Genomic DNA, 25,995 nt, shown 5'->3' on the forward strand with positions numbered 1-25,995 from the left:
ACTCGGGTACGATCGAGTCAACGACGACCGGCTGGAGTTTGTTCCCGTGCCTGCAAAAAAGACCGCGCCGCCCGATCCGGCGCGCAGCCTGGCCCTGCTCTGGGGCAGTCACACCAAGCCGGGGCGATCCGGTCTCACGGTCCGCGCGATCGTGCGAGCGGCGATCGATTTAGCGGACGCGAGCGGGCTGGAGGCCGTCTCGATGCGGCTGGTCGCGGAGCAGCTGAAGGTCGGGACGATGTCGCTCTACACGCACGTGCCGGGGAAGGGTGAGCTGACCGCCCTGATGTTCGACACCGTGTACGGCGATCTTTATGCCGACCCGGATGAGCCGTCACGGCAGCCGGGCGGGTGGCGCGGGGCGCTGGAGTTCATTGCCCGGCGCAACTGGGATCTGCTGGTGCAGCATCCGTGGCTCCACGAGGTGTCGGCCGGGCGGACTGCGTTGGGGCCGAACATCACGCTGAAGTACGAGGCGGAACTGCGACCGCTCGACGGGCTCGGGCTGACGGACGTGGAGATGGACTCGACGTTGGCGCTGGTGCTGACCCATGTGATGGGGACGGCGCGGGCCGGCGCGGAGCAGGCGCGGACGCAGCAGGAGTCTGGGATGTCGGACGAGGAGTGGTGGCTGACTACTAGCCCGGTGCTGGAGCGGTATATGGCTGGGGTGGCGGATCGGTTCCCGTTGGCGGGACGGGTGGGGACTTCTGCCGGCGAGCACTACAACGCAACCATGGACCCGTCCCACGCCCTCGACTTCGGCTTGACCCGAATCCTCGATGGCACGGCTCTGCTGATTGCCGAACGCCGCGAGGGGTAGTTCCCCACGCGGCCTCACCGAAGAACAGGAGGTAGTGCCCTATTTGCCGCCGGCGGCCTGCTTGCTGAGCGTGCGGATCAACCTGACTGCGGCGCACATCCTGTTCTTCGGCACACAACGCCCCGCTTCGAGCGCGTTGGTTGTAGAGCAGCCCGGGCACAATCACCGCTGCCCAACCACTCCGGCCGACCACGAGTGAAGTCCAAGCCCGCGCGACGCAGGAGCGGGCATCGGGGGCTGCGTGGGGGAACCTCAGCTGTTCAGCAGATCCTCGAACGGCGTCGGGTTGGCGTACGGATCCGCCGTCGGGCGGCGTTCGTTGCCTATGGCATCGACCAGTTCCTCCGCCGCGCGTTCGATGCGCCCGTGGAGCTTGGTCGCACCCGCGCCCCAGTCCGACGACGCGGCGTACACCCCAGTCGGCAGCACGATCGCCTTCAGATAAGAGAAGAGCGGCCGCAATGCGAAGTCGAGAACCAAGGAGTGGCGTTCGGTGCCGCCAGTGGCGGCGATCAGGATGGGCTTGCCGGCGAGCGCCTGATCATCCAACACATCGAAGAACATCTTGAACAGCCCGTTGTACGACGCGCTGAAAGTCGGCGTGACCGCGATCAACCCGTCCGACTCCACAACCGTCTCCAGCACCTTGCTCAGTTCAGGAGACGGAAACCCTGTCAGCAAGTTGTTGGTCAGATCATGCGCCAGCTCGCGCAACTCGATCACCTCGACCCGGTGCGCCGTGCCGCGCCCATCCAGCTGATCGCGGACGGCGGCGGACAGGCGGTCTGCGAGGAGGCGGGTTGACGACGGGGTCGTCAGACCGGCTGTCACCACGGCGATGGTTCGCGTGGTCATCGCGTTCCCTCCAGGCCGACAACATCCGGGCTGACGGTCTCAAGGGCTGCAGCGCGCTCGGCCGCCGCCTTCAACGACTCGTGAGTCGGCGCCTCCGGCACGTGCGCCGGTCGCAACGCGTCGAACTCCTTGCGCAGTACCGGGATCACTTCCTCGCCGAGGATGTCCATCTGCTCGAGCACGGTCTTCACCGGCAAGCCGGCGTGGTCGGCGATGAACAGTTGCCGCTGGTAGTCGCCGAACTTCTCCCGGAATGTCATCGTCCGGTCGATGATCTCCTGCGGGCTGCCGACCGCGAGCGGGGTCTGCTCCATCGTCTCTTCCATCGACGGGCCGCCGCCGTAGATCGGCGAGTGGTCGAAGTACGGCCGGTACTCCGCCTTCGCCGCCTGCGAGTTCTTGCGCATGAAGACCTGGCCGCCGAGTCCGACGATCGCCTGGTCCGCGGCGCCGTGGCCGTAGTGCTCGAACCGGGTGCGGTAGTGGTTGATCAGCTTGGCGGTGTGGCTGGCCGGCCAGAAGATGTTGTTGTGGAAGAAGCCGTCGCCGTAGTACGCGGCCTGTTCGGCGATCTCGGGGCTGCGGATCGAGCCGTGCCAGACGAACGGGGGTACGCCGTCCAGCGGGCGCGGGGTCGAGGTGAAGCCTTCCAGCGGGGTGCGGAACTTGCCTTCCCAGCTGACCACGTCTTCGCGCCAGAGCCGGCGCAGGAGGGCGTAGTTCTCGATCGCGAGGTGGATGCCGTTGCGGATGTCCTGGCCGAACCACGGGTAGACCGGGCCGGTGTTGCCGCGGCCCATCATCAGGTCGACCCGGCCGTCGGCCAGGTGCTGCAGCATCGCGTAGTCCTCGGCGATCTTCACCGGGTCGTTGGTGGTGATCAGCGTGGTCGAGGTCGAGAGCAGGATCTTCGAGGTCTTGGCCGCGATGTAGCCGAGCAAGGTGGTCGGCGACGACGGGACGAACGGCGGGTTGTGGTGCTCGCCGGTCGCGAACACGTCCAGGCCGACCTCCTCGGCCTTCAGGGCGACCGTCACCATCTGCTGGATCCGCTCGGCCTCGGTCAGGGTCCGGCCGCTGACCGGGTCCTGGGTCACGTCGCCGACGGTGAACACACCGAACTGCATCTCGACTCCTTGGTCTGAGTAACTATTCAAGATTAAACTATCTGTCCGGGTCAACGCCAACCCAGGGGTCGGCATTCCCGCGGCCGGACCGAGCGAGCCTGTCGGTGACTATCCTCGCCGGAAGCCGCCCGAGGGGAGTCGTGGAGTGGGTTCGACCGAGGAACCGTCCGCCTATCTGCTGGAACTCGAGCCGAGGGACTGGACTCCGGCCCAGCTCGGGCTACGCGTCACTGCGCGCCTGGCCGGTTGAGTTCGAGCCGCATCGGCGGTTTCCGGCGGGGTTTCCAGGTGCGGGCCGAGCATCCGGCCTCTGGGTGCCCGACCGGGCCGGCGCGCACGGCAGCCGCTTCATCCGCATCAACGAGTCCCTCAAGTGCTCCGGCCCTGAAGTCGGCGGCGGTGGACACCCTCTTGCCAGTGCGGTCCCATCTAGTGAAACTAGGTCCCGCCACGCGAAACCCTCACCGCCCCGAGGAGTGCCGTCCATGCCATACCGCCCAAAACTCAGCCGTCGCCTGCTGCTAGGTGGAGCCGCTGCCCTTCCCGCAGCGGCCGCCCTTCCCGCCGCAGCGGCACCTGTCCCATCCAGCGGAACCAGTAAGCCGAAGGACATCTCCGCCGAGTTGCTGAACCAGTGGGCCGGCGCGCCCGGCGCGCACCCGCTGATACCGGACATCTCGCACGCCGGCTATCGCGGCGGCGAGCGCCCGCGCCGGCCCCGCGTCGTCGCCCGCGTCACCGACTTCGGCGCCAGCCCCAACCTCGCCACCGACTCTGCGGCGGCCTTCAACGCCGCCGTCCGGTACGCCGGTGAGCAGGGTGGCGGCGCGATCGTCGTACCGCCAGGGACTTATCGTCTCGACTCCCCGCTGTGGATGCACTGGTCGAACGTCGTGCTGAAGGGATCGGGTCGCGAGCGGACCATCCTGCACTTCACCAAGCCGCTCGAGGAGTCGTACCGGCCGAACCTCCAGCCGAGCCTGCAGAGTCGCTGGTCCTGGACCGGTGGGCAGATCTGGGTGATCGCGCCCGAGCGCAAGGCCAAGTCCGAAGCCGAGAACTTCGCCGCCTCGGAAGGCTGGTTGCTCGGCGACACCTTGGCCGAGATCGGCTCCGCGTCACGCGGCCAGCGCGTGCTGCTGGTGTCCGACACGAGTCGCCTCGCGGCGGGCGACCTCGTAGTACTGGAGACGGACAATCCAGCGGATGCCGGTGTACTACGGCACGTGGCCGGTGATGTCGCCGGGACTCGGGAGTACGACTGGCCGGTCAAGGCGCCGCAGCTCACGACGGGGTCGGGGGCGCAGTACGTGCAGTACTCCACGTTGCAGTGGCCGGTCCGGATCGAAGCCGTGTTGGGGAGCCGCCTGGTGAGGCTGGCCCAGCCGTTGCGCTACGACCTGCGGCCGAGCTGGCCGTCGCGGTTCCGAGCGCTCGGGCCGACCGTTCACGATGTCGGCGTGGAGTCGCTGACGATCCGGAACGCGCCACGGACGATGACGATCCACAATCGGCATCCGGGCTCGAACGGCCTTTGTTTTCAGGCGGTTCATGATTGCTGGGCCGACGACGTACGGGTGGAGAACTGCGATCTCGGGTTCGGGTTCACCACCACGAAGGCCGTCACGCTGACCGATGTCGTGGTGGGTGGTCGTTCGGCGCACCACAGTTTTGCTTGCCGGATGCAATCACATGACAACCTGGTCGACGGGTTCGAGATCGAGCAGTTCTCGGTACCGCTGCCGGCCGGCGCGCTGCATCACGGGCTCAACCTGGAAGGGCTCTCGGCCGGCCACGTCTGGCGTCGCGGCCGGATGGCGGAGGGCACCTTCGACACCCATCGCGCGATGCCGTTCGAGAACGCCCGGACCGACATCACGCTGACCAACAACGGCCGGGTCGGCGGATCGGCCGCGTCGGGACCGCTCTTCGGCGCGCGCATCGCGCACTGGAACATCCGCGTCACCAGCGGCGTACCGTATGCGATCGACCTGGCCGACGTGGCTCCGCGCAGCATCACTGTCGGCGTACAGGGGCTGGCCTCCGCGGGGAGTGCGCTACCGCGCGACTTCCCGGGAGACCTCGAGAACGGCACCTACCAACTGGCCGAACGCCCCTCGATCACCGACCTGTACGCCGCCCAGCGGGCGCGCCACGACTGAGCGCCTCAGGACTGGGCGCGGAGACTGTGGGAGGCCAGCAACGACTCGTCGCCGGTGAGAGCAGCGGCGATCCGACGGTGCTTGCTGGCCTCCTCGTGACGGCTGAGCCGCTCGAGCGTGCGGGCCATCATCAGATGGGCGTACGACTCGGTCGGCGCGCGGTCGAGGATCTCCCGCAGGTGTTCCTCGGCAGGCTTCAGCAATGCGCTGTGAAAGTAGGCACGCGCCAGCAACAGTCGAGTGCCCACATCATCCGGAGTCTCCTCGACAATCGGAAGCAGAGAACGAATCGCGCTCCGGTAGTCCCGCTCGTCGAAGTACTGCTGACCAAGCCCATAACTCAACGCACGCATATCTTCCACGCCTGCCCCAACGCCCCGCAGCACAGCCGATATTCCGAAGGGTCAGGCGGCGTTGAGGGTTGCTACCTGGTCGGGGGTGAGGGTGAGGTCGACTGCGGAGTACGAGTCGCGGATGGTTTCGGGGCGGCTGGCGCCTGGGATGGGGATGACTACTGGGGACTTGGCGAGCATCCAGGCGAGGGTGAGCTTTTGCGGGCTGACGCCCAGCTCGGAGGCCAGGGTGTGGAAGGCGGGGTGCTTGGTGCCGAGGTCCGATGCGCTGGAGATGCCGCCTAGCGGGGACCAGGGGAGGAAGGCGATGCCGAGCTCGTCGCAGAGTTCGAGTTCGGGCTCGCTGGAGCGGAAGGCCGGCGAGAACTGGTTCTGGACCGAGACGAGCCGGCCGCCGAGGATCTCGTTGGCCTGGCGGATCTGCTCCGGGTTCGCGTTGGAGATGCCGGCCTGGCGGATCTTGCCTTCGTCGAGCAGGTCGCGGATCGCGCCGATCGACTCCTCGTACGGCGTCTTCGGGTCCGGCCGGTGGAACTGGTAGAGGCCGATCGCGTCGACTCCGAGCCGCTTGAGAGAGTCCTCGGCGGCCTGCTTCAGGTGCTGAGGGGAGCCGTCCTGCGTCCAGGCGCCGCCGCCGGGACGGAGATGGCCGCCCTTGGTCGCGACGAGTACGCCGGACGTGTCGCCGCCGTACGAGTTGAGCGCCTTCGCGATCAGCGTCTCGTTGTGGCCGATGTCGGAGGAGTCCAGGTGGTACGCGTCGGCGGTGTCGATCAGCGTGATGCCGGCGTCCAGGGCGGCGTGGATCGTCGCGATCGAGCGGCTCTCGTCCGGCCGGCCCTCGATCGACATCGGCATCGCGCCGAGCCCGATCGCGCTGACCTGGACGTCGCCGATGCTGCGGGTAGTTGAAGTTTCAGATGCCATGCTTCCAACCTCCCGCAGCTCGACTCAGTTTTCCAACAGGAAAAACCACTGAGAGCCAGAAGGTGCCCTGCTGAATCCCGGCGACGTTCAGGCGACGTGGACGTGCGGGTTGCGGTCTTCCACCACGTAACTGGCGCGGGTAGTGATCGGGGCACCGGGCTGGGTGACGTAGGGGACGACGCGGAAGTCGGAGCGCCAGCGGTGCCGGTCGGCGGTGACCCGGACGTAGCCGCGCTGGGCGTTGAAGAACTTGAGGTGCGGGTTCGCCGCGAGGAACTGCACGCCCTGCGGAGTCGTGTCGGCGCCGTCGCCACCGCTGGTGATCGACGTACCGACGAACTCGGTGCCGACCGTGCGGGAGTCCGGGTCGGCGAAGTCGCGCTTGAGTTCGAGCGCGTAGTTCTGGTGCCGGTCGCCGGTGATCACCACCAGGTTCCGTACGCCGCTGTCCTGAGCCGCCGCCAGCACCTTGTTGCGCTCGGCAACATAACCGTCCCAGGGGTCGAGCCAGACATGCGTCTCCGGGCCGGGCGTCCAGTCGGTCTGGCCCATCGGGGCCTGGTTGCCGAGCACCTGCCAGCGCGCCCTGGACTCCCGGAACCCGTCCAGCAGCCACTGGCGCTGCTTGCCGCCGAGCATCGTGTTGTCCGGGTCGAACCGGTCGTCACACGTCGACGAGGCGCCGTCGCCGCACGGCTGGTCCGACCGGTACTGGCGGGTGTCCAGGATGGTGAAGTCGGCGAGCCGCCCGTACGGGAGCCGTCGGTGGAACCGTCCGTCGGGACCCTTCGGCATCTGCTCGTGCCGCAGCGGCAGGTTCTCGTACATCGCCTGGAACGCCTGCGCCCGGCGAGCCCGGAAGATCACCGGGTCCTGGTCCGGTTCGGTGTCGGCCTGCGACAGGTCGCCGGCCCAGTTGTTCTCCACCTCGTGGTCGTCGAACGTGTGGATCCACGGGTGCGCGGCGTGCGCTGCCTGCAGCGGCGCCTCGGACTTGTAGAGCGAGTACTGCAGCCGGTACCGGGCCAGGTCGAACGTCTCGGTGTGGAACCGCGGATCGGTCACCACACCGCGCCGGTTCGTCTTCACCCCCGACTCGTAGAGGTAGTCGCCCAGGTGCACGACCAGGTCGAGGTCCTCGTCCGCCATGTGCTGGTACGCCGTGAAGAACCCGTCCTGCCAGGCGTTGCACGAGGCGAACGCGAACCGCACCTCACGCGGCGAGCTGAGCGGATGCGGCGTAGTACGGGTGCGCCCGACCGTCGAGATCTCGCCGCCGGTCCGGAAGCGGTAGTAGTACTCGTGGTCCGGCAGCAGCCCGTTGATCTCGGGGTGGACCGAGTGGCCGAGCTCGGGCGTCGCGACCACGCTGGACCGGCGTACGACGTGCCGGAAGTTCGCGTCGCGGGCGACCTCGTACTCCACCCGGACAGCCTTGGCGGGCATGCCGCCGCGGCCGTCGACGGCGAACGGGTCGAGGGCCAGCCGGGTCCACAGGACAACGCTGTTGTACCGCGGGTCGCCGGACGCGACGCCAAGGGTGAACGGATTGCCGGCGCCGGCCGGGGCGGCATAGGTGGTCGAGGCGTCCCAGGCCCCGGTGCCGAGCAGCACCGCGGCGGTCCCCGCCCCTCCGAGACCGATGAAACGACGACGTGAAACAGCCATGGGGAGTCCTCCGGTGAGCGGATCGGTGGGCCGTGTGGTTGGGCAGCGCTCCCACCCTTCAAGCACCAGATGAACACCGCGGTAAACGAGTTCCTACTCCGGGTGAATCCCGGTGAGTCGGTGACACGGCAGGATGTGGGCTATGCAGACCGACAACCGCACTCGCCCCGCCCAGCCGGCCGACGTACCGGCGATCGTCGACCTCGTTCACGCGCTGGCGGAGTACGAGCGCGCTCCTGAGCAATGCCACCTGACCGCTGAACAACTCGAGAGAGCCCTCTTCGGTACGACGCCCGCCGCGTTCTGCCATGTCGGGCTGATCGACGACGAGGTGGTCGGCTACGCGATCTGGTTCCGTAACTTCTCCACCTGGCGCGGAAGCCACGGCATCTACCTGGAAGACCTCTTCGTCTCACCCGCCCACCGCGGCTCCGGGCTCGGCAAAGCGCTGCTGGCGGCCCTGGCTCAGGAGTGCGTGCGCAACAACTACCCGCGCCTCGAGTGGTCGGTCCTCAACTGGAACACCCCCACCATCGACTTCTACAAATCCCTCGGCGCCACCCCTCAGGACGAGTGGACTACCTTCCGCCTCACCGACGAAGCCCTCACCGAGCTCGGCTCGTGAAGGCCGAGGAATACAGCTGGTTCGCCGACCGATTCCCGTACCTGGAGGTGGGCTATTGCTTGACTCTGGTCAAGAACCTCGACCGGACGACGGCGTTGCAGCGGATCGAAACCGAGAGCGTCGGTCGGGTCACGGGCGCTTTGGAGTTCGTCGAACTTGCTGACCGGCACTTCTGGGCGGGACAGCAGCAGGGCCGGTACTTCATGGGTGCCACCGACCTCGGCGACTGGACTCTGCTGGTCGAGGCGAACGGGTTTCTGGGAACTCGGCCGGAAGTGATCGGGCCGCTGTCGGCCGACACCCAGGTGGTCTCCCACTACCGCAACATCGATGCGGAGGATCGGTTCTGCTGGATGGTCGACGGCGATCTTCGACTGAGTTTTGAACCGCTGTTCCCCTACCACCGGTCCGGCAGCGATCCGGACGGCCAGGTCGAGGCGATGAAGGACGCCGGCTTCGACCTCCGCGCGGGCGAAGATCGCGACTACACCCTGCACAGCGAGGCAGCATTCGCACTGGCCGAGCGCCTGACCGGCGTACGCCTGACCGCCGAGCTGCTGGAGTCCGCTGACTATCTGTGCGGGATGGTGCCCCTCAAGCGCTGAGGCGAGGATGCGGTGGACCACCCATTCTCATCGCTGAGCGAGAATGGGTGGGTGGAACTGAAACCCCTGTTGATCACGCGGCTCTGTAATGCGTCTGTTTGGCCGATTTTGGTGGGGGTCATCGTGATCGCGTTGCGCGACGACCTGCCGGTGGTGGCGGTGGTCGGCGGGGCGCTGGTCTGCCTGGCGGCTGCGGTGTACCTGGCGTTTCTCGGGTGGCGGCTCGGGGTGGTCTGTGACGCGGGCGGGATCGACGTGCACGGGTTGTTGCGGAGCCGGCGGATCGCCAAGGACGAGATCATCGCGATCACGAACTTCCCGGCCGTCCGGTGGAAGAGCGCGGCCGGGAAGGCGCGCTGGACGCCGATCTTCGCGTTCGCCAATCTGGGCCGGGTGCTGCCGTTGGTCGAGCGGCACAACGAGGCGGCGATCTCGATCCTCAAGGACTGGCTGGAGGACACCAAGCCGGAGCCGCCGAAGAAGAAGCGCCGCCAGCGAAAGCCGGCCCGCTAGCCGGTACTACGCCCCGGCACCGCGCTGGCGAGAGCCTGCTGGCCAACCGGCACCGCGTCGGCCGAAGCTGGTCGCCACCGGCACAGGGTCAGAGGGTGGCGCGGTGAGAGCGTTTGGCTTCGTACATGGCGTTGTCGGCGGTGCGGAGGAGTTCCTCGAGCGCGGCGGCGTACGGGCTGACGACGGCGGTGCCGATGGCGGCCGTGACCGGGACGTCGATGCCGTCGAGCGGGCGGCTGATCGCTTCGTCGATCCGGCCGATCATGGCCTCGAGGTCGTCGCCGTCGATGTCCTCGGCCAGGATCGCGAACTCGTCGCCACCGAGTCGCGCGACCGTGTCGCCGTGCCGGACCTCGGTCAGCAGCCGGTCGGCGATCTCGCGCAGCGCCTGGTCACCGGCCTCGTGGCCGTACTTGTCGTTCACCTGCTTGAAGTGGTTCAGGTCGCAGAACAGCAGCGCCCCGCGCCGCCCACTCTGCCGGGACCGCGTCAACGCCGCGTTGAAGTGATGCTGGAGCAGCCGCCGGTTCGCCAGACCGGTGAGCGCGTCGTGCGCCGCATGGTGCTGCAGCTCGCGTTCCGCGTCCTTGCGCGCGGTCACGTCGTCGATCTGGATCAGGATGATCCGCGGCAGATCCTTGCCTTGGTCAACCATCGCGGCGGTCCCGCCCAACCAGATGTCGTGGCCGTCGGTCCGCCGGAACGTCCGCTCGAACCGGTACGGACCCCGCCCGGTGGCGAGCTGCTCGATCTCGCGCTGGGTCTGCCCGGAGTTCTCGTCGCGCAGGTAGTCGACGAAGATCGTGCCGACCAACTGGGCCGGGGTGTAGCCGGTGATGTGGCAGAAGGCGTCGTTGACGCGCAGTACGCGGCCTGCGTCCGGGCCGTCGAAGGCGATCGTCGCCATCCCGTTGCCGGCGCCCTCGAAGACCATCCGGAAGGTCGTCTCGCTCGCCTCCAGCCGCGCCTTCTCGGCCCGCAGCTGATCGGTCAGCCGCGCCTTGTCGATCGCCAGGCCCGCCTGGGTGGCGAAGATCTCCAGCAGCTCGCGATGGATCGGCCCCGGCCGTCGCTGGTCCTCGGGCAGGTCGACCGAGAGCATCCCGACCAGTTCGCCGTCGGGCGAGTGCAGCGGCGCGAACAGGGCGTCCAGCGGATGCCAGGCGTCCGGCGCCGTCGAGACCGGGATCTCCGGCACCCAGCCGACGATCTCACCTTCGGGCAGCCGCTCGTGCGGTACGAACCGCAGGCCGCCCCACTTGTCCGCGATGGCGAACTCGGCGTCGAAGATGTCGGCCGCGCTGACCGTGCCGAGCAGCGCCTCCCGGGCCTCCGGCGAACCGGCGACCGCGATCACCTCGAACTTGCCGTCGGGCTGGCGCAGGTTCAGCACGGCGATGCCGAAGCCGAGGCCGTCCACCACCCCGTCGACCACTGCCTGCAGGGTTTCGGCCAGGCTTCGCCCGGCGCCCATCCGGGCGCTCACCTCGTAGAGACGGCGTACGGCCGTCATCCGTACGGTGGGCTCGTTGTGCACGGGCGATCTCCGGAGTCACGGCAGTGGCGACCTCACGAGACCCCGCCGTGGTGAGGGTCCCCTGACAGAGTGACAGACCGGCCGCCCCGAAGACCCTTCTTCGGTGTGGCTGGACGACCCTATTGTGCCGGACGGGAGCCGCTCGCCTGCTGTCAGTGACGAGAATACGCTTGCCGGTACGGAGGGTTATTTCAGTACCGGAGTTCCGCCAGTGACCGGTACGACGTACGCGCCGACTCCCACTCGTCGACGGGGGCGTCGTGCTCGACCAGCCACTGCTCGACCCCGCCCGACTCGGCCTCGGCGAAGATGGCCGCGAAGTCCAGCGTGCCGGTGCCGACGTCGGCGAACGAACCGTCCTCGGCCCTGTCCTTGACGTGCAGCGCGGGGAAGCGGCCCGGGTGGCCGCGGAAGTAGTCCGCCGGGTTCTTGCCACCGTCGACCACCCAGTACAGATCGAGCTCGAACCCGAGCAGGTCAGGCTCGACCTCGTCGAGCAGGATGTCGAACAGCACCTGCCCGTCCAGCTCGGCGAAGTCGTGGCCGTGGTTGTGGAAGAGCAGTTTCAGCCCTTCCTTCTTCGCCAGCTGCCCTGCCGTGTTGAACGCTGCGGCCGCCCGCCGGAAGCCATCAGGCGACCGCAGCTCGATTGGTAGCGACGGTACGACGATCCACTGGCCGCCGAGCGTCTGGACATCGGCGAGCGCGCCCTCCCAGTTGTCGGTCAGCCGGGGATAGCCGACGTGCTCCAGCACGATCCGCAGGCCCGCCGCATCGGCGTACGAGCGGATCTCCTCCGCTGAGTGACCGAACCGGCCGCTCACCCCGACTGTGCGGTAGCCGATCTCGGCCAGCCGCTGCAGGGTGCCCGGATAGTCGGCGGCCAGCGCCTCACGCATCGTGTAGAGGTGCATGCCGATGCCGTCGGCCGGGATGGTCCGGTCGCTCATGGAGGGTCTCCTTCGAGCTGTGATCCTTCGAGCTGGGTCAGGCGACGTGTTCCCGGTAGCGGGCCAGGGCGAGGTCGAAGACCTGCTGACCTGGCGCGTCCCACAGTTCCTGGTTGAAGATCTCGACCTCGACCGGACCGTCGTACCCGGCGGCGTCGCATGCCTCACGCAACCGGCGCAGCTCGATCGAGCCGTCCCCCATCATGCCGCGGCCGAGCAGGTTGTCGGCCGGCAACGGCGTCACCCAGTCGCTCACCTGGTAGGAGAGGATTCGGTCGCCGGCCCGCTCGATCTGCCGGTACACCTCGGCGTCCCACCACAGGTGGTAGGCGTCCACGACCACCCCGACCTGCTCGACCGGGAACTGCTCGGCCAGGTCGAGCGCGCCGCTGAGCGACGAGACGACGCAGCGGTCGGAGCAGAACATCGGATGCAGCGGCTCGATCGCGAGCCGGACGCCCCGCTCGGCGGCGTACGGGGCGAGCTCGGCGATGCCGTCGCGGATCATCCTGCGGGCGCCGTCGAGGTCGCGTGAACCGGATGGCAGGCCGCCGCTGACGAGGATCAGGACGTCGGTGCCGACGGTGGCCGCCTCGTCGATCGCGCGGCGGTTGTCGTCGATCTTCGCCTGCCGCTCGGCGGCGTCGGTCGCGGTGAAGAATCCGCTTCTGCACAAGGAGGAAACGCGCAGCCCGGCGTCGGCGACGAGCTTCGCCGCGCGCTCGACGCCGTACTCCTGGATCGGCTCACGCCACAGGCCGATCCATTGCAGCTCGGCTTTGGTGCTGGCGGCAACTACCTCTTCCAGGGGCCAGTACTTCGTTGTTGCCTGGTTCAAGCTGTAGCGGTTCACGCGTCGACTCCGCCCACGATGAGCAGCTTGCGGAAGCGGTCCACGGCGAGTTCGGGTGAGGTCAGTACGCCGGCCGCGTCGGCCAGGCGGAACGTTTCGGCGAGATGCGGCAACGACCGGCCGGTCTGGAGTCCGCCGACCATGCCGAAGCCGGGCTGGTGGCCGTTCAGCCAAGCCAGGAAGGCGATTCCGGTCTTGTAGTAGTAGGTCGGCGCGGAGAAGATCTGCCGCGCCAACGGCACGGTCGGTGCGAAGATCTCCTCGTACTTCGTCAGCTCGCCGTCGTCGAGCGCCTTGAGCGCGGCGGCCGCGGCGGGGGCGATCGCGGCGAAGATGCCGAGCAGCGCGTCGCTGTACCGCTCGCCGTCGCCGCGGATCAGCTCCGGATAGTTGAAGTCGTCACCGGTGTAGAGCCGGACACCCTCGGGAAGACGCTTGCGCAGAGCAACCTCTTTGCTTGCGTCGAGCAACGAAACCTTGATGCCGTCGACCTTGCCGGTGTTGTCGTTGATCAGCTCAACCACCACGTCGGCCGCGGCGTCGAGCGACCCGCCACCCCAGTAACCCTCCAACGCCGGATCGAACATCGATCCGAGCCAATGCAGAATCACCGGCCGAGACGACTGTCCCAGCAGCCGGTCATAAACCTTCCGATAGTCATCAGGCGATCCAGCCGTCGCACACAACGCCCGACTAGCCATAAGAATCGGCTGAGCCCCAACCTCCTCAGCCAGCGCCAGTTGCTCCTCGTAGGCAGCAATCACAGCATCCAGTGGATGCACGCCAGCAGGCAGTTGGTCGGTGCCAACCCCCACCGCAATCCGCTTCTCCGAAGCGCGCGAGGCGCCCGCAGGGTGCGAGGAGGCGGGGGCGCCGCTGCCCGCCGCTACCACCGTCGCCGCGCTGGAGGCGCTCTCCCCGGCCTCCGCTCTCGCCGCGCCGCCGCCGCGGAGCGGCGCCTCGGCGGCTGAGCGGCGGATCAGCTCCTGGGTGGCGGGCCAGTCGAGGCCCATGCCTCGTTGGGCTGTGTCCATGGCTTCTGCTACTGACAGGCCGAGGGACCAGAGGTGGCGGCGGAAGCCGAGGGTGTGTTCCCAGTCGATGGCTGCGGGGGCGCCTGGGGAGTTGTCGGCGAGTGGGTCGGAGACGACGTGGGCTGCCGCGAAGGCGAGGCGGCTGGTGGCCGGCTCATAGGTGCCGTGGGCAACCGGCGTACCGGTCAGCTGGTAGCTCTCCAGTCCGCCGTCACCGGTCGGCAGCCGCAAGGACAAACTCATGCCTTCGCCTCGATGTCGAGTGCCGGGACCTCCAGCTTGCGGCCTTCGCGCCAGGACTGCAGGCCGAGCTCCGCGAGCTGCACACCCTTGGCGCCCTCGACGAAGTCCCAGGTGAACGGAGCGTCGTCGACGATGTGCCGCAGGAACATCTCCCACTGCACCTTGAAGCCGTTGTCGAACACCTCGTTGTCCGGCACCTCGGACCACTGGTCGCGGAACGAGTACTCCGCGGGGATGTCGGGGTTCCAGACCGGCTTCGGCGTCGCGGAGCGGTGCTGGGCCCGGCAGTTGCGCAGCCCCGCGACCGCGCTGCCCTCGGTCCCGTCGACCTGGAACTCGACCAGCTCGTCACGGAACACCCGCGTCGTCCAGGACGAGTTGAGCTGCGCGATGATGCCGCCCTCCAACTCGAAGACGCCGTACGCCGCGTCCTCGGCCGTCGCGGTGTACGGCTGACCCTGCTCGTCGTACCGGGTCGGGATGTGGGTGGCGCCCTGGCAGTAGACCGACTTGACCGGCGCGAAGATCTGGTCGAGCACGTAGCGCCAGTGGCAGAACATGTCGACGACGATGCCGCCGCCCTCCTCGGCCTTGTAGTTCCAGGCCGGGCGCTGCGCCTCCTGCCAGTCGCCCTCGAACACCCAGTAGCCGAACTCCCCGCGCACCGACAGGATCTCGCCGAAGAACCCACCGTCGACGAGCCGCTTCAGCTTGCGCAGGCCGGGCAGCGACAGCTTGTCCTGGACCACACCGTTCTTCAGGCCGGAGTCGCGAACCAGTCGGGCCAGCTCGACGGCCGCGTCGAGGCCCTCCGCGATCGGCTTCTCGCAGTAGATCGCCTTACCGGCCTCGACCGCGGCGCGGACACCCTTCTCGCGCAGCTGGGTCAGCTGGGAGTCGAAGTAGATCTCGACGTCCGGCTCGGCCAGCGCCTCGGCCAGATCCGTGGTCCAGCGGCTCAGGCCGTACTTGTCGGCGATGTTCTTCAGCTTGAGCTCGTTGCGGCCGACCAGGATCGGCTCGGGGATGATCATCGACCCGTCCGCGGCGGGGATACCACCCTGCTCGCGGATGGCCACGATGGAACGCTCCAGGTGCTGGCGCAGGCCCATCCGGCCGGTGACGCCGTTCATCACGATGCCGACGCGTCGATCGTTCACTGTGCTACCTCTCTTCGGCGCAGCGGCTGCGCGGGGTGTGGGGCGGAGACGGCGGCCGTCATGGGCGCTCGTTCAGGTCGTAGACGTCGAGCCGGCCGCACATCCCGTGGCGGCCGAACTCGGTCGGGGCAGGCAGCTCGTGCAGCTCGGCGGTCCGCAGATGCGGTGCCTGGCCGGCCTCGAGCGCCTCCAGCGCGGCTCCGGTCTCGTCGGCCAGGCGGCGAGCGCCTTGCTCCCAGCGGCGTCGCCAGTCGGCGAGTTGCGGCTGGACGATCCGGATCGCGGCCTCGTAGAACGGATCGAGGGCCGCGGGGCCATCGGCGGAGTAGGCGTCCCGCAGTACGGCGAAACCCTCCAGGGCGAGGTCGCGGCGAGCCATCGCGGACGGCGTACGGGCCTCGCCTTCGCCGGTGAGCGTGGTCGCCTTGAGGTAGGTCTCACGGTCGGTGAGGTGCTCGGGCGGGAGGGTGAGGACGGCGTCGCCCGCCTCGGGGAGGCCGGAGTTCGACATCAGGGTAAGGATCTGGAGCCCGCCGTTGTTGACCAGCCGGTGGATCGTGCCGGGGTCGAACCAGACGACGGTCCCCGCCTGCAACGGCGTCTCGGTGAAGCCCTTCGGGTTGAGCGTCTGGACCGCGCCGGAGCCGGCGATCACGTAGTACCCCTCGGAGCAGGCGAGGTGGACGTGCGGGGTGCCGCCGACGAGTCCGTCGGGCGCCTCGATGTCGTACACCGTCAGCCGCGAGATGCCGATACCGCCGGGTAGGGCCGCTGCCGGGCCGTACTCGCACATACTCGCCTCCTGGGTCGCCTGGGAAAGGGCTTTCCAAGGCTCGTGACCGCAACCTTAGGTGGGTGGTCACGGCGAGTCAACCTGTGGGGAAGTCGGCCGGAAAGCGATTGCAGGCCGATTCCGGACAGCACGCGGCGGAGTGCGTGCGAACTGGCCGATGGGGTACGGCGAGGCGATCGGCGTTAGCGTCGTTCGCAGAAGACGAAAGGAGCACGGTGGCCAAGCGCGGCAAGCCCGTCGACGGCACGATCCCAGCACCCGACGACACCTCCGAGGACGCGGGACTACGCACGGTGGTCGAGGCCGTCGACGAGATCGGCCTCGGTGGCGGCGCACGGGTGGCCGACGAGACCGAGGCCGACGACTCGGAGGCCGGCGGGGCCGCGCAGGCGCCGGAGCGGCGGGGTGGTGTTCACGCGGAGGTGCGCCGCGGGGTAGAGCGGCGCCGGGGAGAGCGACGGGGCGCGGGGGATCGGCGTAGGGCGGATCGGAGAAGGGGGAAGGATCGGCGGGGCGTGGAGGGGCTGGCGGAGGAGGTTGTCACCGGGGAGCAGTCTGTTGATGAGTTGTCTGCCGAGTTGCGGGCGGCTGACGAGCAGGCGCGGGATGAGCAGCGGGAGCTTTATCGCACGCTCGACCTAGCGCTGCGGATCGGTGAGGTCGTGCTCGCCAGCGGAGCCGGTACTGCGGACGCGACGGCGACGATCCTCGGTGTGACCGCTGCCGCCGGACTGCGTGGCTGTGAAGTCGACATCACTTTCACCTCGATCGCGATCTCCTACCAGGAAGCGCCCGACGTCGCGCCGGAGACGCACATGCGCGTCGTCCGGTATCGCGGCCAGGACTTCTCCCGTCTGACCGCCGTCGACCAACTGGTACGCCGGTTCGCACGAGCCGAGCTGACCCGCGAGGAGGCCAGCCGCGAGCTCGCCCGCATCGTGTCAGCAGGACCGCCGTTCCCGCGCTGGAGCTCGGTGCTCGCCTGGGGCGTGATGGCCGGCGGCGCCACGCTGCTGCTCGGTGGCGGCTGGCTGATCACCCTCGTCGCCGTACTCACCGCGATCGTGATCGAGCTCAGCAACCGCTGGTTCAACCGCCAGCGCCTGCCCGCCTTCTACCAACAGGTGGCCGGCGCATTCGTCGCCACCGCCGTCGCGCTCATCCTGTACGCCGTCCACGCCCCAGTGAAACCGTCGTTGGTAGTTGCCGCCGGCATCATCATGCTGCTGGCCGGAATCGCCCTCACCGGTGCCGTCCAGGACGCGATCACCGGGTACTACGTGACCGCTGCCGCGCGCAGTCTCGAAGCGATGCTCCTCACCGGCGGCATCATCGCCGGGGTCAGCCTGGGCATCAGTCTCGGCATCAAACTCGGCCTCCCGGTCGCGATCGAGGCGCAGACCATCCAACTCGCGAACCTGCCGATCATGGTCGGCTCGGGAGCGCTGATGGCAGTCGCGTTCGCCTACGCGTCGTACGCGCCCTTGCGAGGACTCCTGCCGGTCGCGGTCGTGGGTGGAGTGGGCTCGCTCGTCTTCACGCTGATGTCGCGAGCGGAGTTCGGCCCGGCGTGGTCGACGGCGGCCGCCGCGTTCGTGGTCGGCCTCGGTGGCTACTCACTCGGCCGTCGCGCCGGAGTACCGCCGCTTGTGGTCGTCGTCTCCGGCACGGTCCCACTCCTGCCAGGACTGACGATCTACAAGGGCCTGCTCGAACTGATGAGCCTAGGCAACCTGATCGGCATCGTCTCCCTGGCCACAGCAGTCGCGATCGGAGTAGCCCTCGCCTCAGGCGTCATCCTCGGCGAGTACGTCGCCCAGCCCATTCGCCGCGAAGCCCGTCGTCTGGAAGACCGCCTAGCCGGCCCACGCCTGGTCGGCCCCCGCCGCCCCATCCGCCAACGCAAAGAACGCACCCGCTCCCACAGGACCCGCCGCCACAGATCGACCTAACACCACAACACTTCCCGAGACGCGGGGCGCGAGGTGCATGGTCCGAGTGCAGTGGGAGTGCGGCGCGAGCACGAGGCGCGGCGCGAGGTGTGAGGTGTGAGGTGTGAGGCCGGGGCGCGGGCGCGGCCCGCGCGGTGCGAGTCTGGCGTGCCGTGGCTCGGGATGGCGGACCGCCAGCACTCACAAACCTGTGCTGGTCGGTGCCGGTCGCTGCCCGCCAGGCAGGGGTGGGTGGGCAGTGGGGCGCGCGGCGGAGGTTTGTGAGTGGGGGCGGTCCGGGGCGGTCGGCGTCGCCGAGTCGGACTGGAATGCCGGTTGGCGTCGGCGAGTGGGAGTGGAGGGGCGGCGGGTTGGTTGTTAGGGGAGTTCTTCGAGGGTTACGTCGTCTAGTTGTAGCCAGGTGTCTTGGTTGTGGGTGTAGAAGCCTGCGTGGAGTTGGATTAGGGACTCGCGGCCGGTGGTGAACTCGAGGGTTGTCTGGGTGTACTGCGGATGTGCGCCGCCGGTCTTCTGGGCGAGGGGTTTGCCGCGGAGGGTGCGGATGCCCAGGGAGGTTTCGGTGTTGTTTTCGGCGGTGCGGATCCAGGCGGACAGGCGGTAGCGGTGATGGGGGCGTACGGCAACGTTTTGCTGGAGTTGGTGGGCGCCGAGGGAGCCTCGGAGGTAGGCGTTGTTCTTGCCCGTGTGGGCGAGGTTGGTCTTGTCGACGCCTCCCGTGCCGTTGAGTTGCCACGGTGGTGAAATCGTCGCCGTGGTCTGTGCTTCGAACCCGGGATCGCTGACCAGGTTGGTCTTCAGGCCGTCATCGGTCAGCTTGGTGCGCATCAAGTACACGTTGTACGGATCCCACTGCGACATCGTGAAATAGAGTTCCGTCCCGGACGACCACGGATGCATGTAGGTGCCATAGAGACCGGGGAATTCAGTGCTCCGGGCAACTACCTGCTGACCCGACCAAGGGCCGGTGAGGGACGCGGCAGAGCGCAGTACTACGGAAGCGCGGTGCTCGTCGAGGTACATCATCAACCACTTGCCGAGATGCGCGTTCCATTGCACGGACACCTCGCTGACCGGGCCGATCGTGATCGGTACTGCGGCGCTCGCGCGGTTCGACCAGGTCTTGCCGTCCCAGTAGCGCCAGGAGTTCTTCGACAAGAGCTGCTTCTCCGGTACGCGGGCCAGATGTGCGTTGCCGAACCGGCCGTTCGGAGTACCGATCATGTAGACGTAGTCAGCCGATTGGACCAGTGCGGCCATCTGGAAGTTGTCGTCCCAGGCGGTGGTGTTCTGCCAGATCGCCTTCGGGTCCTTGGTCCACGTTTCGCCGTTGTCGTCGGAGTACGCAAAGCCGGCGTGGTTGGTGAACCAGCTGCCCGCCGGTCCCCAGCGGTTGACCGACATGTAGTGCACGTACTGCCGGCGGCCGACGGCGATTCCGGCGGTCGGGATGACGGTGTGCTCGTCGCGGTCGATCTTCTTGCAGTCGAGGAACTGCTTGGCATGGCCGGGGCGGTCCTCGGCCGCGCTGTCGAGGGTCATACCGTCCGCGAGGTTGCGATCCTTGCTGCGGAACAGCAAGTTACAGCGCCAGTCGAGCGTCGCCGGATCACCAACGCCACCACCCGGACCGGTCCAACCGCTGCCGTAACTGTCACCGAAAGCAGTCAGGATCTCGCCCGCCCCGTTGTCCCAGAGGATCCCCAGATCGGTCGCCTTGAGCTGGAACCTCGCCTCGGTGTCGTTGATCGACCCAGGCCCGGTGAGCTTGGCCACCTGCTCAGCCAGCGCCGGCACAACCTGCTCAGCCGGTGCCGGAACAACCTGAGCAGCCGGAGCCTGGGGCGACGCCTGGCCCAATGCCTGAGCGGCCGATGCCTGGGCGGGTGGCGCCGGATTGGCCGGCAACAGCGCCGCGCCGAGCACCAACGGCAGGATCAGGACCAATCGCTTCCGCATACGCAACCCCTCGACAGTCAACCAGCAAACGCTCGAGAAATCGATTTCTCACGCCCACGCTAGCCAGCCCAGCACCAAGGGTCAACAGCTCGACGCTCAGCAGCTCCCAGCGGCCCACCGAGGCATCGCCGGGCTGGAGTCGTCCGCCCTCAGTTGCGGAGGGACTGCTCGAATGCGTCCGCCGTCTGGGTGGGGGCGTCTTCTTCTTGGAGTAGGGCGGCCATGTCGGCGGCGCGTTGGCGGGGGCCGTCGGCGAGCATGGGTTCTAGGGCGGCGAGGAGGGTTGGCTCGCTCAGTTCGGTGAAAGGGAGGGTGCTGCCGACGCCCATTCGCTGGAGTTGGGCGCCCCAGAACGGCTGGTCGGCGAAGACGGCGCAGACCACGGTCGGGAGGCCGGCGCGCAACGAGGTGGCCGACGTACCGGCGCCGCCGTGGTGGACGGCTGCGCGGCAGCGGGGCAGTACGGCGTCGTGGTCGAGGTTGCCGACGACGCGAACCCTGTCGTCGTTCGCAATGCCGGCCTTGAGCGTGACAAGGGCGCGGACGCCGAGTAGGCCGGCGACCTTCTCGATCATGGCCAGCGCGGCGTCCGGTTGCAGGACCGGCATGCTGCCGAAACCGAAGTACACGGGCGGTTCTCCGGCGTCGAGCCAGGCATCGAGGTCCGGATCGACGGGCTCACTCAGCAACAAGCGCTGCTCTGGTGAAGGCGACAGGAAGCCGGTCAGCGGGCGCCGGTCGTCCCACTCCGTCAACTCCGGTACTACGTGCCGGCTGTACGCCTGGATTTCCAGCGCGCCGGTCTTCTCCAGCCGTACGCCGGTCGGCTCGGCGGTCGGCGACAGGCCGAGTCGGGCCCGGAGTTTGTTGACGAGAGGCTCGAAGACCGGCCAGTTGGCCTTCTCCACTTGGGCGTAGGTGGACAGGTTCACGGCTGGCGAGAAGATCTCGGTCGAGACCAGCAGGTGAGGGAACGCGCTGTTGCGGCGGATCGGCGCGTGGTACACCGACACGTAGGGGATGCCGGCGGCTTCCGCGACCACGATGGCCTCGAGTTCGGTCGCAGTACCGGAGACGAGTACGTCGGCTCGCGAGGCCAGTTCGATCAGGTCGGTGTGCAGCTGGTCGGCGGTCCGGTGCTTGTGGTCGATCAACCAGTGCACGTAGGAATGGACGTCGCCGGCGGCCAGCCACTCCTGACCCTCCTCCGACCCCAGGAAGTCCCGGGCGCTGATGCGTAGGTCGACCGTGGAGAGTCCGAGCGCCTGCCCGATCCAGACCAGGTCGGAACACAGCCCGAGGGTGACGTCGTGGCCGCGCGCGGCGAGCTCCGCACCGAACACGGCCATCGGTAACGCGTCCCCGCGGCTACCCATTCCCAGCATGACTACTCGCATCGCGCCCACCCCTGAGCCTGGTACGCACGAATCGGCGTACGAACCCCCGATGCTAAACGGCAGGAGAGTCCCCCGTCCCCGTCCTGCCCACCACCCGGTCGCGCGAGCCTGGCACTTCGGGGGTGCCAGTCCGGGGTTGTGCTTTACTGCGGGTGGTGCGATTCCAAGGTGTGGCGGCTGGGAGTGATCCTTGGCCCGCCGGCTCCGCGTGGTGCGGAGTGACCCGGCTGCGTCCGGGGCCAAGCGGTGATACCCCGCTCCTGCTCGGATCCAGCCGGGTCCCTGGTTGATCTGGTGCCTGGTCGGCACCCTCCTTCACCCAGAGGTAGGAACGTATGTTCACAGGGCGTATCGAGACCACCGCGACCATTGCCGAGGTCCGCGAGGAGTCCCTCCGGATCACCGTCGATCCTGCCGTCCCACTCGTTGCAGGCGGCGCCGTTTGCCTGGACGGCGTCCGGCTGACGATGCAGTCGGCCCAACCGGGCGAGCTGATCGCCACCGTCACCGACGAGACGCGCCGGCGTACCACGCTCGACCGAGCCACCGCCGGTACTCCGGTCAACTTCGAACTGCCCCTGGCGGCCGGTGACCGGATCGACGGGCACCTGGTCCAGGGTCACGTCGACGGCGTCGGCAAGGTACTGCGGATCGACGACGAACCGAGTGGCCGGCGCGTCTGGATCAAGCCGGCCGAACGGTTGCTGGCCCGCCTGGTGGCGAAGTCCTCCGTCGCGCTGAACGGGGTGAGCGTGACGGTGGCCGAAGTACTGAAGGATCGCTTCTCGGTGGTGCTCGTGCCCACCACCTTGCAGAAGACCAATCTCGACTCCCTCGTAATTGCTGACCGAGTCAATCTTGAGAGTGACCTCCTCGCGCGGATGGGGCGGGAAGGGCATGGGCCCGAGCTGCTCGACGCGGTGGCGCGGTTGCCCTGGGCGGGTCACCTCAGCGGGCCGGTCGGAGTACAGAAAGTCGTTGCTCAGCTGGCCGCTGGTGGTGGGGTCGTGGTGTGGGACCCAACGCTCGAGGGTGAGGGGGATGTTGTCTTCGCGGCAGAGCGGTTCCGGCCGGAGTCGATGACTTTCCTGCTCACACAGGCTTGTGGACACACGACGATTCCTTGTGCGCCGGAGGTGCTGGAGCGGTTGGAGATTCCGCGGATGCCGGGTGACGGCGATCGCCAGGGGACGCGGATGCACGTTCCGGTCGACTTGGCGTCATTGCCGGGGACCGGTGTGAGTGCGGCCGATCGGGCTGCGACGATTCGGCGGCTGGCGTCGCACGACGCAGTACCGGAGGATTTTCTGCGGCCTGGGCATGTGTTTCCGCTTGCGGCGCGGGCGGGGTTGCTGGGTGAGCGCGGCGGGCATACGGAGGCGACCGTTGCGCTGTGTCTGGCGGCCGGGCTGGCACCGGTGGGCGTGTGCTGTGAGGTGATGCGGCCGGACGGGGTGATGGCCGGCGCGGTCAGCTTGGAGCAGTTCGCGTTGCGGTGGGACCTGCCGATGATCGACGTCCACGACTTGGGTCGGTGGCTGTGATGCGCGGCGACGAGCTGTACGACGATCCGGTGTTCCTGGCCGGGTATCGGGAGTTGAGGCGGGACAAGCGCGGGTTGAACGACGAGCTGGAGATCCCGGCGATGGCGGCTCTTCACCCGGCGGTGGACGGGTTGCGGGTGGTAGATCTCGGCTGCGGTGAGGGCGACCTCGCAGTACGGCTCGCCGAGGGTGGAGCCGTTGAGGTCTTGGGGGTTGATGCGTCGGCGGCGATGTTGGCGCGGGCGGGGGCGCATCCGCGGGTGCGGTACGAGCGGGCGGACCTGGCGGACTTCGATCTGTCGTCCGCTTCGGTGGATTTGGTGGTCAGCAGCTTGGCTTTGCACTACGTCGAGGATTTCGGCGGGTTGGTCGGGCGGGTGGCCGACTGGTTGGTGGCCGGTGGATGGTTCGTGTTCTCGGTCGAGCACCCGGTCGTGACGGCGCCGCTGGTGGAAGGGCCGCTGGACGACTACGCGGATGAGGGGCCGCGGCAACGAACTTGGTTCGTCGACGGGGTGGTGAAGTACCACCGGACCCTCGGGGCCACGTTGGCGACGCTGCAGCAACACGGCTTCTCGCTCCACGCCGTACAGGAGCCTTTGCCGACCGAGGCTCAGGTGGCCGCTCACCCGCACCTGGCGATCCACCGCCGCCGCCCACCCCTCCTCCTCGTCTCGGCACAGGTGGTCCGTTAGAGTTACTGGCGAGAAACATCGGCCTGCTATCGCTGGGTCCTGTCCCGGCGGGCTCGGAGGATCGACGTGGCATTGGGTAGGACGTCCCCGCGGGACCTGCCGCTGTTCGCGGAGCTGTCCGGCCGGGAGATCAAGGACATCTTCCGGGCCGGCGAAGAGGTCTCGGTTCCGGCCGGCTGGTCGCTGATCCTGGAGCAGACGCCACCCGACGCGGCGTACCTGATCCTGAGCGGGACGGCGGCGGTCCGGGTCAAGGGCGAGGAGATCGCCGAGCTCGGCCCGGGTGACATCGCCGGTGAGGTCGCGGTCCGGCAGAACCGGTTGCGCACGGCAACGGTCACGGCGAAGTCCCGGCTGCAGCTGCTGCACTTCACCCGGGAGAAGTTCGACGACCTGACCAACCGCCTGCCCAACTTCCGCAACGCCATCGACGCCACCATCGCCGAACGCCGTGGCCCCCAACCCACCTGACCCACCGCCCGCGCAGCCGCCGGACGGAACCGCTCCGGATCAGCCAGATTCTGTGGACGTTCAGCGGGCTTTCGAGCGGGCGTTGTTGGGTGGGGAGCGGAAGTTCACTCGGATCGAGGTTTCCGAGCGGGCTGGGATTTCCAGTGCCCGGGCTGAGCAGATGTGGCATGCGCTCGGGTTCGCGACCGTGCCGGATGACGAGATTGCCTTTACCGACGGGGATGTCGAGGCGCTCCGGTTGGTTGCGGCGCTGGAGGATGACGGCTTCATCGATCCTGCGGTGGAGTCGTCGCTGGCGCGGAAGCTTGGGCAGACTCAGTCGCGGCTGGCGTCCTGGCAGTCGGCGATGTTCCTCGAACTACTGGCCGGCTCCAAGCTGCCCGCCGACGACGCGGTCGAGCTCGCATCTCTGTTGCTGCCGGCAATGGAGCGCCTGCAGACCTACGTCTGGCGCCGGCACCTGGCCGCCGCGGCCGGCCGGGCGATGGCCGGGTCCGACGAGTTGTCCCGTGGCATCCGGGTGGTCGGCTTCGCCGATATCGTCAGCTACACCAGGCTGACCAGGCGGCTGTCCGTCGTTGAGCTGGGCAACTTGATTGAACGCTTCGAAGGCCTGGCCGCCGACGTGGTCGCACTGAACGGCGGCCGCATCATCAAGTCGATCGGCGACGAGGTCCTGTTCGTCACCGACACCCCGGCGCAGGCTGCCGCACTCGCCCTGGCATTGCAGGACGAGGTCGCCGCGGCCGGCGACTTGCCCGAGCTCAGGATCGGTCTGGCGTACGGCACCATCCTGATCCGCCTCGGCGACGTGTACGGCGAGGTCGTCAACCTGGCATCCCGGCTCACGTCCGAGGCCAAGCCCGGTCGCGTGCTGGTCGACCGTGAGTTGGCTGCCGCGCTGGACGGCCATCCGGAGTACCGGCTGCGCAAGCTTCGGCGGGTTTCCGTTCGCGGCTACCACCACCTCACGCCGTACGCGCTCCAACGCGCCTCAACCCACGACTGACGCCTCAGGGACAATGGCCGGGTGCATGAGATTTCAACAGCTGGGGAGCTGGCGTCCATCGCCGACGGGGATCCACTGATCGTGTGGGCCGGGCAGGGTGAGGTCGGTGGCCGAGTCAGGGCCTGGTACGCCGGGGACGCGGTCGCGGTGGCCACTCCCGAGTTGTCGAAGTTCAACCGCGTGACGGTCCGCGGGCCGGTTGACGATCTCGCGCCGCTCGCCCAGCGCGTACTTGCCGAGGCGGGACCGGGCTTTCGGCTGTTCGGCGAGGAGCCGTTGATCCGCGAGCTGGTCGAGCGGATTCCCGAGTTGTCGTTCGTCGCGGCCTTCGGGTGGATGGAGACCAGGGTCATGCCGGCCCGGACCACCACTGCGGCTTGGCTGGACGGCGACAGCGGAGTACAGGAGTTGCTGGATGAGGCTTCGCCGGATTCGTTCGCGTGGCCGAGCAGTCCCGGCGTACTGCGGTGGGCCGCCGTTCTTGGTGAAGCGGGCGAGTTGCTGAGTATCGCGGCTGACGCGTGGAGTGCACCCGAGATCGGGTTCATGGCCGGGGTGGCGACCAGGCCGAGTGCGCGGGGTCAGGGGTTGTCGCGACAGGTCTGCACCTTCGTGACCGCCGAACTCATGAAGCGGCACGGGCAGGTCGGACTGATGGTCCACCACGACAACGAGCCGGCGATCGCTGTGTATCGCAAGCTGGGCTACACGTACCGCAGGGTTGCCGCGGCCAGCGTGTAGCC

The 25,995-nt window shown here is 68.1% G+C and carries 24 protein-coding genes; 11 read left to right on the top strand and 13 right to left on the bottom strand.

The genetic code is table 11. The features are described 5' to 3' along the window. The first annotated feature begins 46 nt into the window (after window positions 1-46). Window positions 47-823 (top strand): TetR/AcrR family transcriptional regulator, encoded by a 777-nt coding sequence (locus ACQPYM_RS01675; protein WP_433013627.1) that lies wholly within the window; start codon window positions 47-49, stop codon window positions 821-823. 252 nt (window positions 824-1,075) lie between these two features. Here the strand turns inward: ACQPYM_RS01675 and ACQPYM_RS01680 are convergent, their stop codons facing one another. Both ACQPYM_RS01680 and ACQPYM_RS01685 read right to left on the bottom strand, forming a co-directional pair. Further along, a complete protein-coding gene (locus tag ACQPYM_RS01680) occupies window positions 1,076-1,678 on the bottom strand; it encodes an FMN reductase (protein ID WP_433013630.1) in 603 nt (200 codons plus the stop codon). Then, window positions 1,675-2,805 (bottom strand): LLM class flavin-dependent oxidoreductase, encoded by a 1,131-nt coding sequence (locus tag ACQPYM_RS01685; protein ID WP_433013633.1) that lies wholly within the window; start codon window positions 2,803-2,805, stop codon window positions 1,675-1,677. Before ACQPYM_RS01685 ends, ACQPYM_RS01680 begins: the two co-directional genes overlap by 4 nt. A 485-nt stretch (window positions 2,806-3,290) precedes the next feature. Here ACQPYM_RS01685 and ACQPYM_RS01690 point away from each other — a divergent pair, with 485 nt between their 5' ends. Then, a complete protein-coding gene (locus ACQPYM_RS01690; RefSeq protein ID WP_433013636.1) occupies window positions 3,291-4,967 on the top strand; it encodes a glycosyl hydrolase family 28-related protein in 1,677 nt (558 codons plus the stop codon). Window positions 4,968-4,972: 5 nt separating this feature from the next. Here the strand turns inward: ACQPYM_RS01690 and ACQPYM_RS01695 are convergent, their stop codons facing one another. The 3 genes from ACQPYM_RS01695 to ACQPYM_RS01705 form a co-directional block, all read right to left on the bottom strand. Continuing rightward, window positions 4,973-5,320, bottom strand: a complete 348-nt coding sequence (locus tag ACQPYM_RS01695) for a tetratricopeptide repeat protein (RefSeq protein WP_433013639.1) — start codon at window positions 5,318-5,320, stop codon at window positions 4,973-4,975. A gap of 51 nt (window positions 5,321-5,371) precedes the next feature. Then, window positions 5,372-6,247 (bottom strand): aldo/keto reductase, encoded by an 876-nt coding sequence (locus tag ACQPYM_RS01700; RefSeq protein WP_433013642.1) that lies wholly within the window; start codon window positions 6,245-6,247, stop codon window positions 5,372-5,374. Between the two features lie 87 nt (window positions 6,248-6,334). Next, window positions 6,335-7,915: an alkaline phosphatase D family protein gene (locus ACQPYM_RS01705; protein WP_433013645.1), complete on the bottom strand. Its 1,581-nt coding sequence runs from the start codon at window positions 7,913-7,915 to the stop codon at window positions 6,335-6,337. Between the two features lie 142 nt (window positions 7,916-8,057). On the opposite strand from ACQPYM_RS01705, the gene ACQPYM_RS01710 reads away from it, so the two are divergent. Genes ACQPYM_RS01710 through ACQPYM_RS01720 form a run of 3 tightly spaced genes read left to right on the top strand, consistent with a single transcriptional unit; the run spans window position 8,058 to window position 9,658 of the window. Beyond that, window positions 8,058-8,540, top strand: a complete 483-nt coding sequence (locus ACQPYM_RS01710) for an N-acetyltransferase family protein (protein WP_433013648.1) — start codon at window positions 8,058-8,060, stop codon at window positions 8,538-8,540. After that, window positions 8,537-9,145, top strand: coding sequence for a DUF6461 domain-containing protein (locus ACQPYM_RS01715; protein ID WP_433013651.1), 609 nt, complete (start codon window positions 8,537-8,539; stop codon window positions 9,143-9,145). Before ACQPYM_RS01710 ends, ACQPYM_RS01715 begins: the two co-directional genes overlap by 4 nt. Window positions 9,146-9,196: 51 nt before the next feature. Next, window positions 9,197-9,658 carry a hypothetical protein gene (locus ACQPYM_RS01720; RefSeq protein WP_433013654.1) on the top strand — a complete coding sequence of 154 codons (462 nt, stop codon included), beginning with the start codon at window positions 9,197-9,199 and terminating at the stop codon, window positions 9,656-9,658. An 88-nt stretch (window positions 9,659-9,746) separates the two neighbouring features. Here the strand turns inward: ACQPYM_RS01720 and ACQPYM_RS01725 are convergent, their stop codons facing one another. The 6 genes from ACQPYM_RS01725 to ACQPYM_RS01750 all read right to left on the bottom strand — a co-directional run bounded on the left by ACQPYM_RS01725 (window position 9,747) and on the right by ACQPYM_RS01750 (window position 16,228). Further along, the gene (locus ACQPYM_RS01725) at window positions 9,747-11,195 is read right to left on the bottom strand and encodes a diguanylate cyclase domain-containing protein (protein WP_433013657.1); all 1,449 of its coding nucleotides are present in this window, start codon (window positions 11,193-11,195) and stop codon (window positions 9,747-9,749) included. A gap of 191 nt (window positions 11,196-11,386) precedes the next feature. Further along, window positions 11,387-12,145: a sugar phosphate isomerase/epimerase family protein gene (locus ACQPYM_RS01730; RefSeq protein ID WP_433013660.1), complete on the bottom strand. Its 759-nt coding sequence runs from the start codon at window positions 12,143-12,145 to the stop codon at window positions 11,387-11,389. Window positions 12,146-12,182: 37 nt separating this feature from the next. Then, window positions 12,183-12,998, bottom strand: a complete 816-nt coding sequence (locus tag ACQPYM_RS01735; RefSeq protein WP_433013663.1) for a sugar phosphate isomerase/epimerase family protein — start codon at window positions 12,996-12,998, stop codon at window positions 12,183-12,185. Continuing rightward, window positions 12,995-14,275: a dihydrodipicolinate synthase family protein gene (locus ACQPYM_RS01740; protein WP_433013666.1), complete on the bottom strand. Its 1,281-nt coding sequence runs from the start codon at window positions 14,273-14,275 to the stop codon at window positions 12,995-12,997. The genes ACQPYM_RS01735 and ACQPYM_RS01740 overlap by 4 nt, the downstream gene beginning before the upstream one ends. Then, a complete protein-coding gene (locus tag ACQPYM_RS01745; protein WP_433013669.1) occupies window positions 14,272-15,435 on the bottom strand; it encodes a Gfo/Idh/MocA family protein in 1,164 nt (387 codons plus the stop codon). Before ACQPYM_RS01745 ends, ACQPYM_RS01740 begins: the two co-directional genes overlap by 4 nt. A 58-nt stretch (window positions 15,436-15,493) precedes the next feature. Continuing rightward, window positions 15,494-16,228, bottom strand: a complete 735-nt coding sequence (locus ACQPYM_RS01750; protein ID WP_433013672.1) for a cupin domain-containing protein — start codon at window positions 16,226-16,228, stop codon at window positions 15,494-15,496. Between the two features lie 215 nt (window positions 16,229-16,443). Here ACQPYM_RS01750 and ACQPYM_RS01755 point away from each other — a divergent pair, with 215 nt between their 5' ends. Beyond that, window positions 16,444-18,180, top strand: coding sequence for a threonine/serine ThrE exporter family protein (locus ACQPYM_RS01755; RefSeq protein ID WP_433013675.1), 1,737 nt, complete (start codon window positions 16,444-16,446; stop codon window positions 18,178-18,180). Between the two features lie 357 nt (window positions 18,181-18,537). Here the strand turns inward: ACQPYM_RS01755 and ACQPYM_RS01760 are convergent, their stop codons facing one another. Beyond that, on the bottom strand, window positions 18,538-20,136 hold the full coding sequence (locus ACQPYM_RS01760; protein ID WP_433013678.1) for a DUF4185 domain-containing protein: 1,599 nt from the start codon (window positions 20,134-20,136) through the stop codon (window positions 18,538-18,540). A gap of 149 nt (window positions 20,137-20,285) precedes the next feature. Next, entirely contained in the window at window positions 20,286-21,533 is a 1,248-nt protein-coding gene (locus ACQPYM_RS01765) for a glycosyltransferase (protein ID WP_433013681.1), read from the bottom strand. A gap of 335 nt (window positions 21,534-21,868) precedes the next feature. On the opposite strand from ACQPYM_RS01765, the gene ACQPYM_RS01770 reads away from it, so the two are divergent. The 5 genes from ACQPYM_RS01770 (at window position 21,869) to ACQPYM_RS01790 (ending at window position 25,993) form a co-directional block, all read left to right on the top strand. Next, window positions 21,869-23,077 carry a riboflavin synthase gene (locus ACQPYM_RS01770; RefSeq protein WP_433013684.1) on the top strand — a complete coding sequence of 403 codons (1,209 nt, stop codon included), beginning with the start codon at window positions 21,869-21,871 and terminating at the stop codon, window positions 23,075-23,077. Then, entirely contained in the window at window positions 23,077-23,772 is a 696-nt protein-coding gene (locus tag ACQPYM_RS01775) for a class I SAM-dependent methyltransferase (protein WP_433013687.1), read from the top strand. Before ACQPYM_RS01770 ends, ACQPYM_RS01775 begins: the two co-directional genes overlap by 1 nt. A gap of 66 nt (window positions 23,773-23,838) precedes the next feature. After that, complete coding sequence (locus ACQPYM_RS01780) at window positions 23,839-24,243, top strand: cyclic nucleotide-binding domain-containing protein (protein WP_433013690.1); 405 nt, start codon at window positions 23,839-23,841, stop codon at window positions 24,241-24,243. Between the two features lie 52 nt (window positions 24,244-24,295). Then, window positions 24,296-25,252 (top strand): adenylate/guanylate cyclase domain-containing protein, encoded by a 957-nt coding sequence (locus ACQPYM_RS01785; RefSeq protein WP_433013693.1) that lies wholly within the window; start codon window positions 24,296-24,298, stop codon window positions 25,250-25,252. Between the two features lie 21 nt (window positions 25,253-25,273). Further along, window positions 25,274-25,993, top strand: a complete 720-nt coding sequence (locus tag ACQPYM_RS01790) for a GNAT family N-acetyltransferase (protein ID WP_433013696.1) — start codon at window positions 25,274-25,276, stop codon at window positions 25,991-25,993. The last annotated feature ends 2 nt before the right edge of the window (window positions 25,994-25,995 follow it).

The sequence above is a fragment of the Kribbella sp. CA-294648 genome (genome assembly GCF_050943845.1).
Taxonomy (GTDB): domain Bacteria; phylum Actinomycetota; class Actinomycetes; order Propionibacteriales; family Kribbellaceae; genus Kribbella.

Bases quoted from the DNA above. Each gene is read 5' to 3' on its own strand.
- ACQPYM_RS01710 (WP_433013648.1), top strand. From the start codon at position 8,058: ATGCAGACCGACAACCGCACTCGCCCCGCCCAGCCGGCCGACGTACCG.
- ACQPYM_RS01740 (WP_433013666.1), bottom strand. From the start codon at position 14,275: ATGAGTTTGTCCTTGCGGCTGCCGACCGGTGACGGCGGACTGGAGAGC.
- ACQPYM_RS01680 (WP_433013630.1), bottom strand. From the start codon at position 1,678: ATGACCACGCGAACCATCGCCGTGGTGACAGCCGGTCTGACGACCCCG.
- ACQPYM_RS01760 (WP_433013678.1), bottom strand. From the start codon at position 20,136: ATGCGGAAGCGATTGGTCCTGATCCTGCCGTTGGTGCTCGGCGCGGCG.
- ACQPYM_RS01685 (WP_433013633.1), bottom strand. From the start codon at position 2,805: ATGCAGTTCGGTGTGTTCACCGTCGGCGACGTGACCCAGGACCCGGTC.
- ACQPYM_RS01695 (WP_433013639.1), bottom strand. From the start codon at position 5,320: ATGCGTGCGTTGAGTTATGGGCTTGGTCAGCAGTACTTCGACGAGCGG.
- ACQPYM_RS01770 (WP_433013684.1), top strand. From the start codon at position 21,869: ATGTTCACAGGGCGTATCGAGACCACCGCGACCATTGCCGAGGTCCGC.
- ACQPYM_RS01750 (WP_433013672.1), bottom strand. From the start codon at position 16,228: ATGTGCGAGTACGGCCCGGCAGCGGCCCTACCCGGCGGTATCGGCATC.
- ACQPYM_RS01775 (WP_433013687.1), top strand. From the start codon at position 23,077: ATGCGCGGCGACGAGCTGTACGACGATCCGGTGTTCCTGGCCGGGTAT.
- ACQPYM_RS01765 (WP_433013681.1), bottom strand. From the start codon at position 21,533: ATGCGAGTAGTCATGCTGGGAATGGGTAGCCGCGGGGACGCGTTACCG.
- ACQPYM_RS01705 (WP_433013645.1), bottom strand. From the start codon at position 7,915: ATGGCTGTTTCACGTCGTCGTTTCATCGGTCTCGGAGGGGCGGGGACC.
- ACQPYM_RS01700 (WP_433013642.1), bottom strand. From the start codon at position 6,247: ATGGCATCTGAAACTTCAACTACCCGCAGCATCGGCGACGTCCAGGTC.
- ACQPYM_RS01730 (WP_433013660.1), bottom strand. From the start codon at position 12,145: ATGAGCGACCGGACCATCCCGGCCGACGGCATCGGCATGCACCTCTAC.
- ACQPYM_RS01690 (WP_433013636.1), top strand. From the start codon at position 3,291: ATGCCATACCGCCCAAAACTCAGCCGTCGCCTGCTGCTAGGTGGAGCC.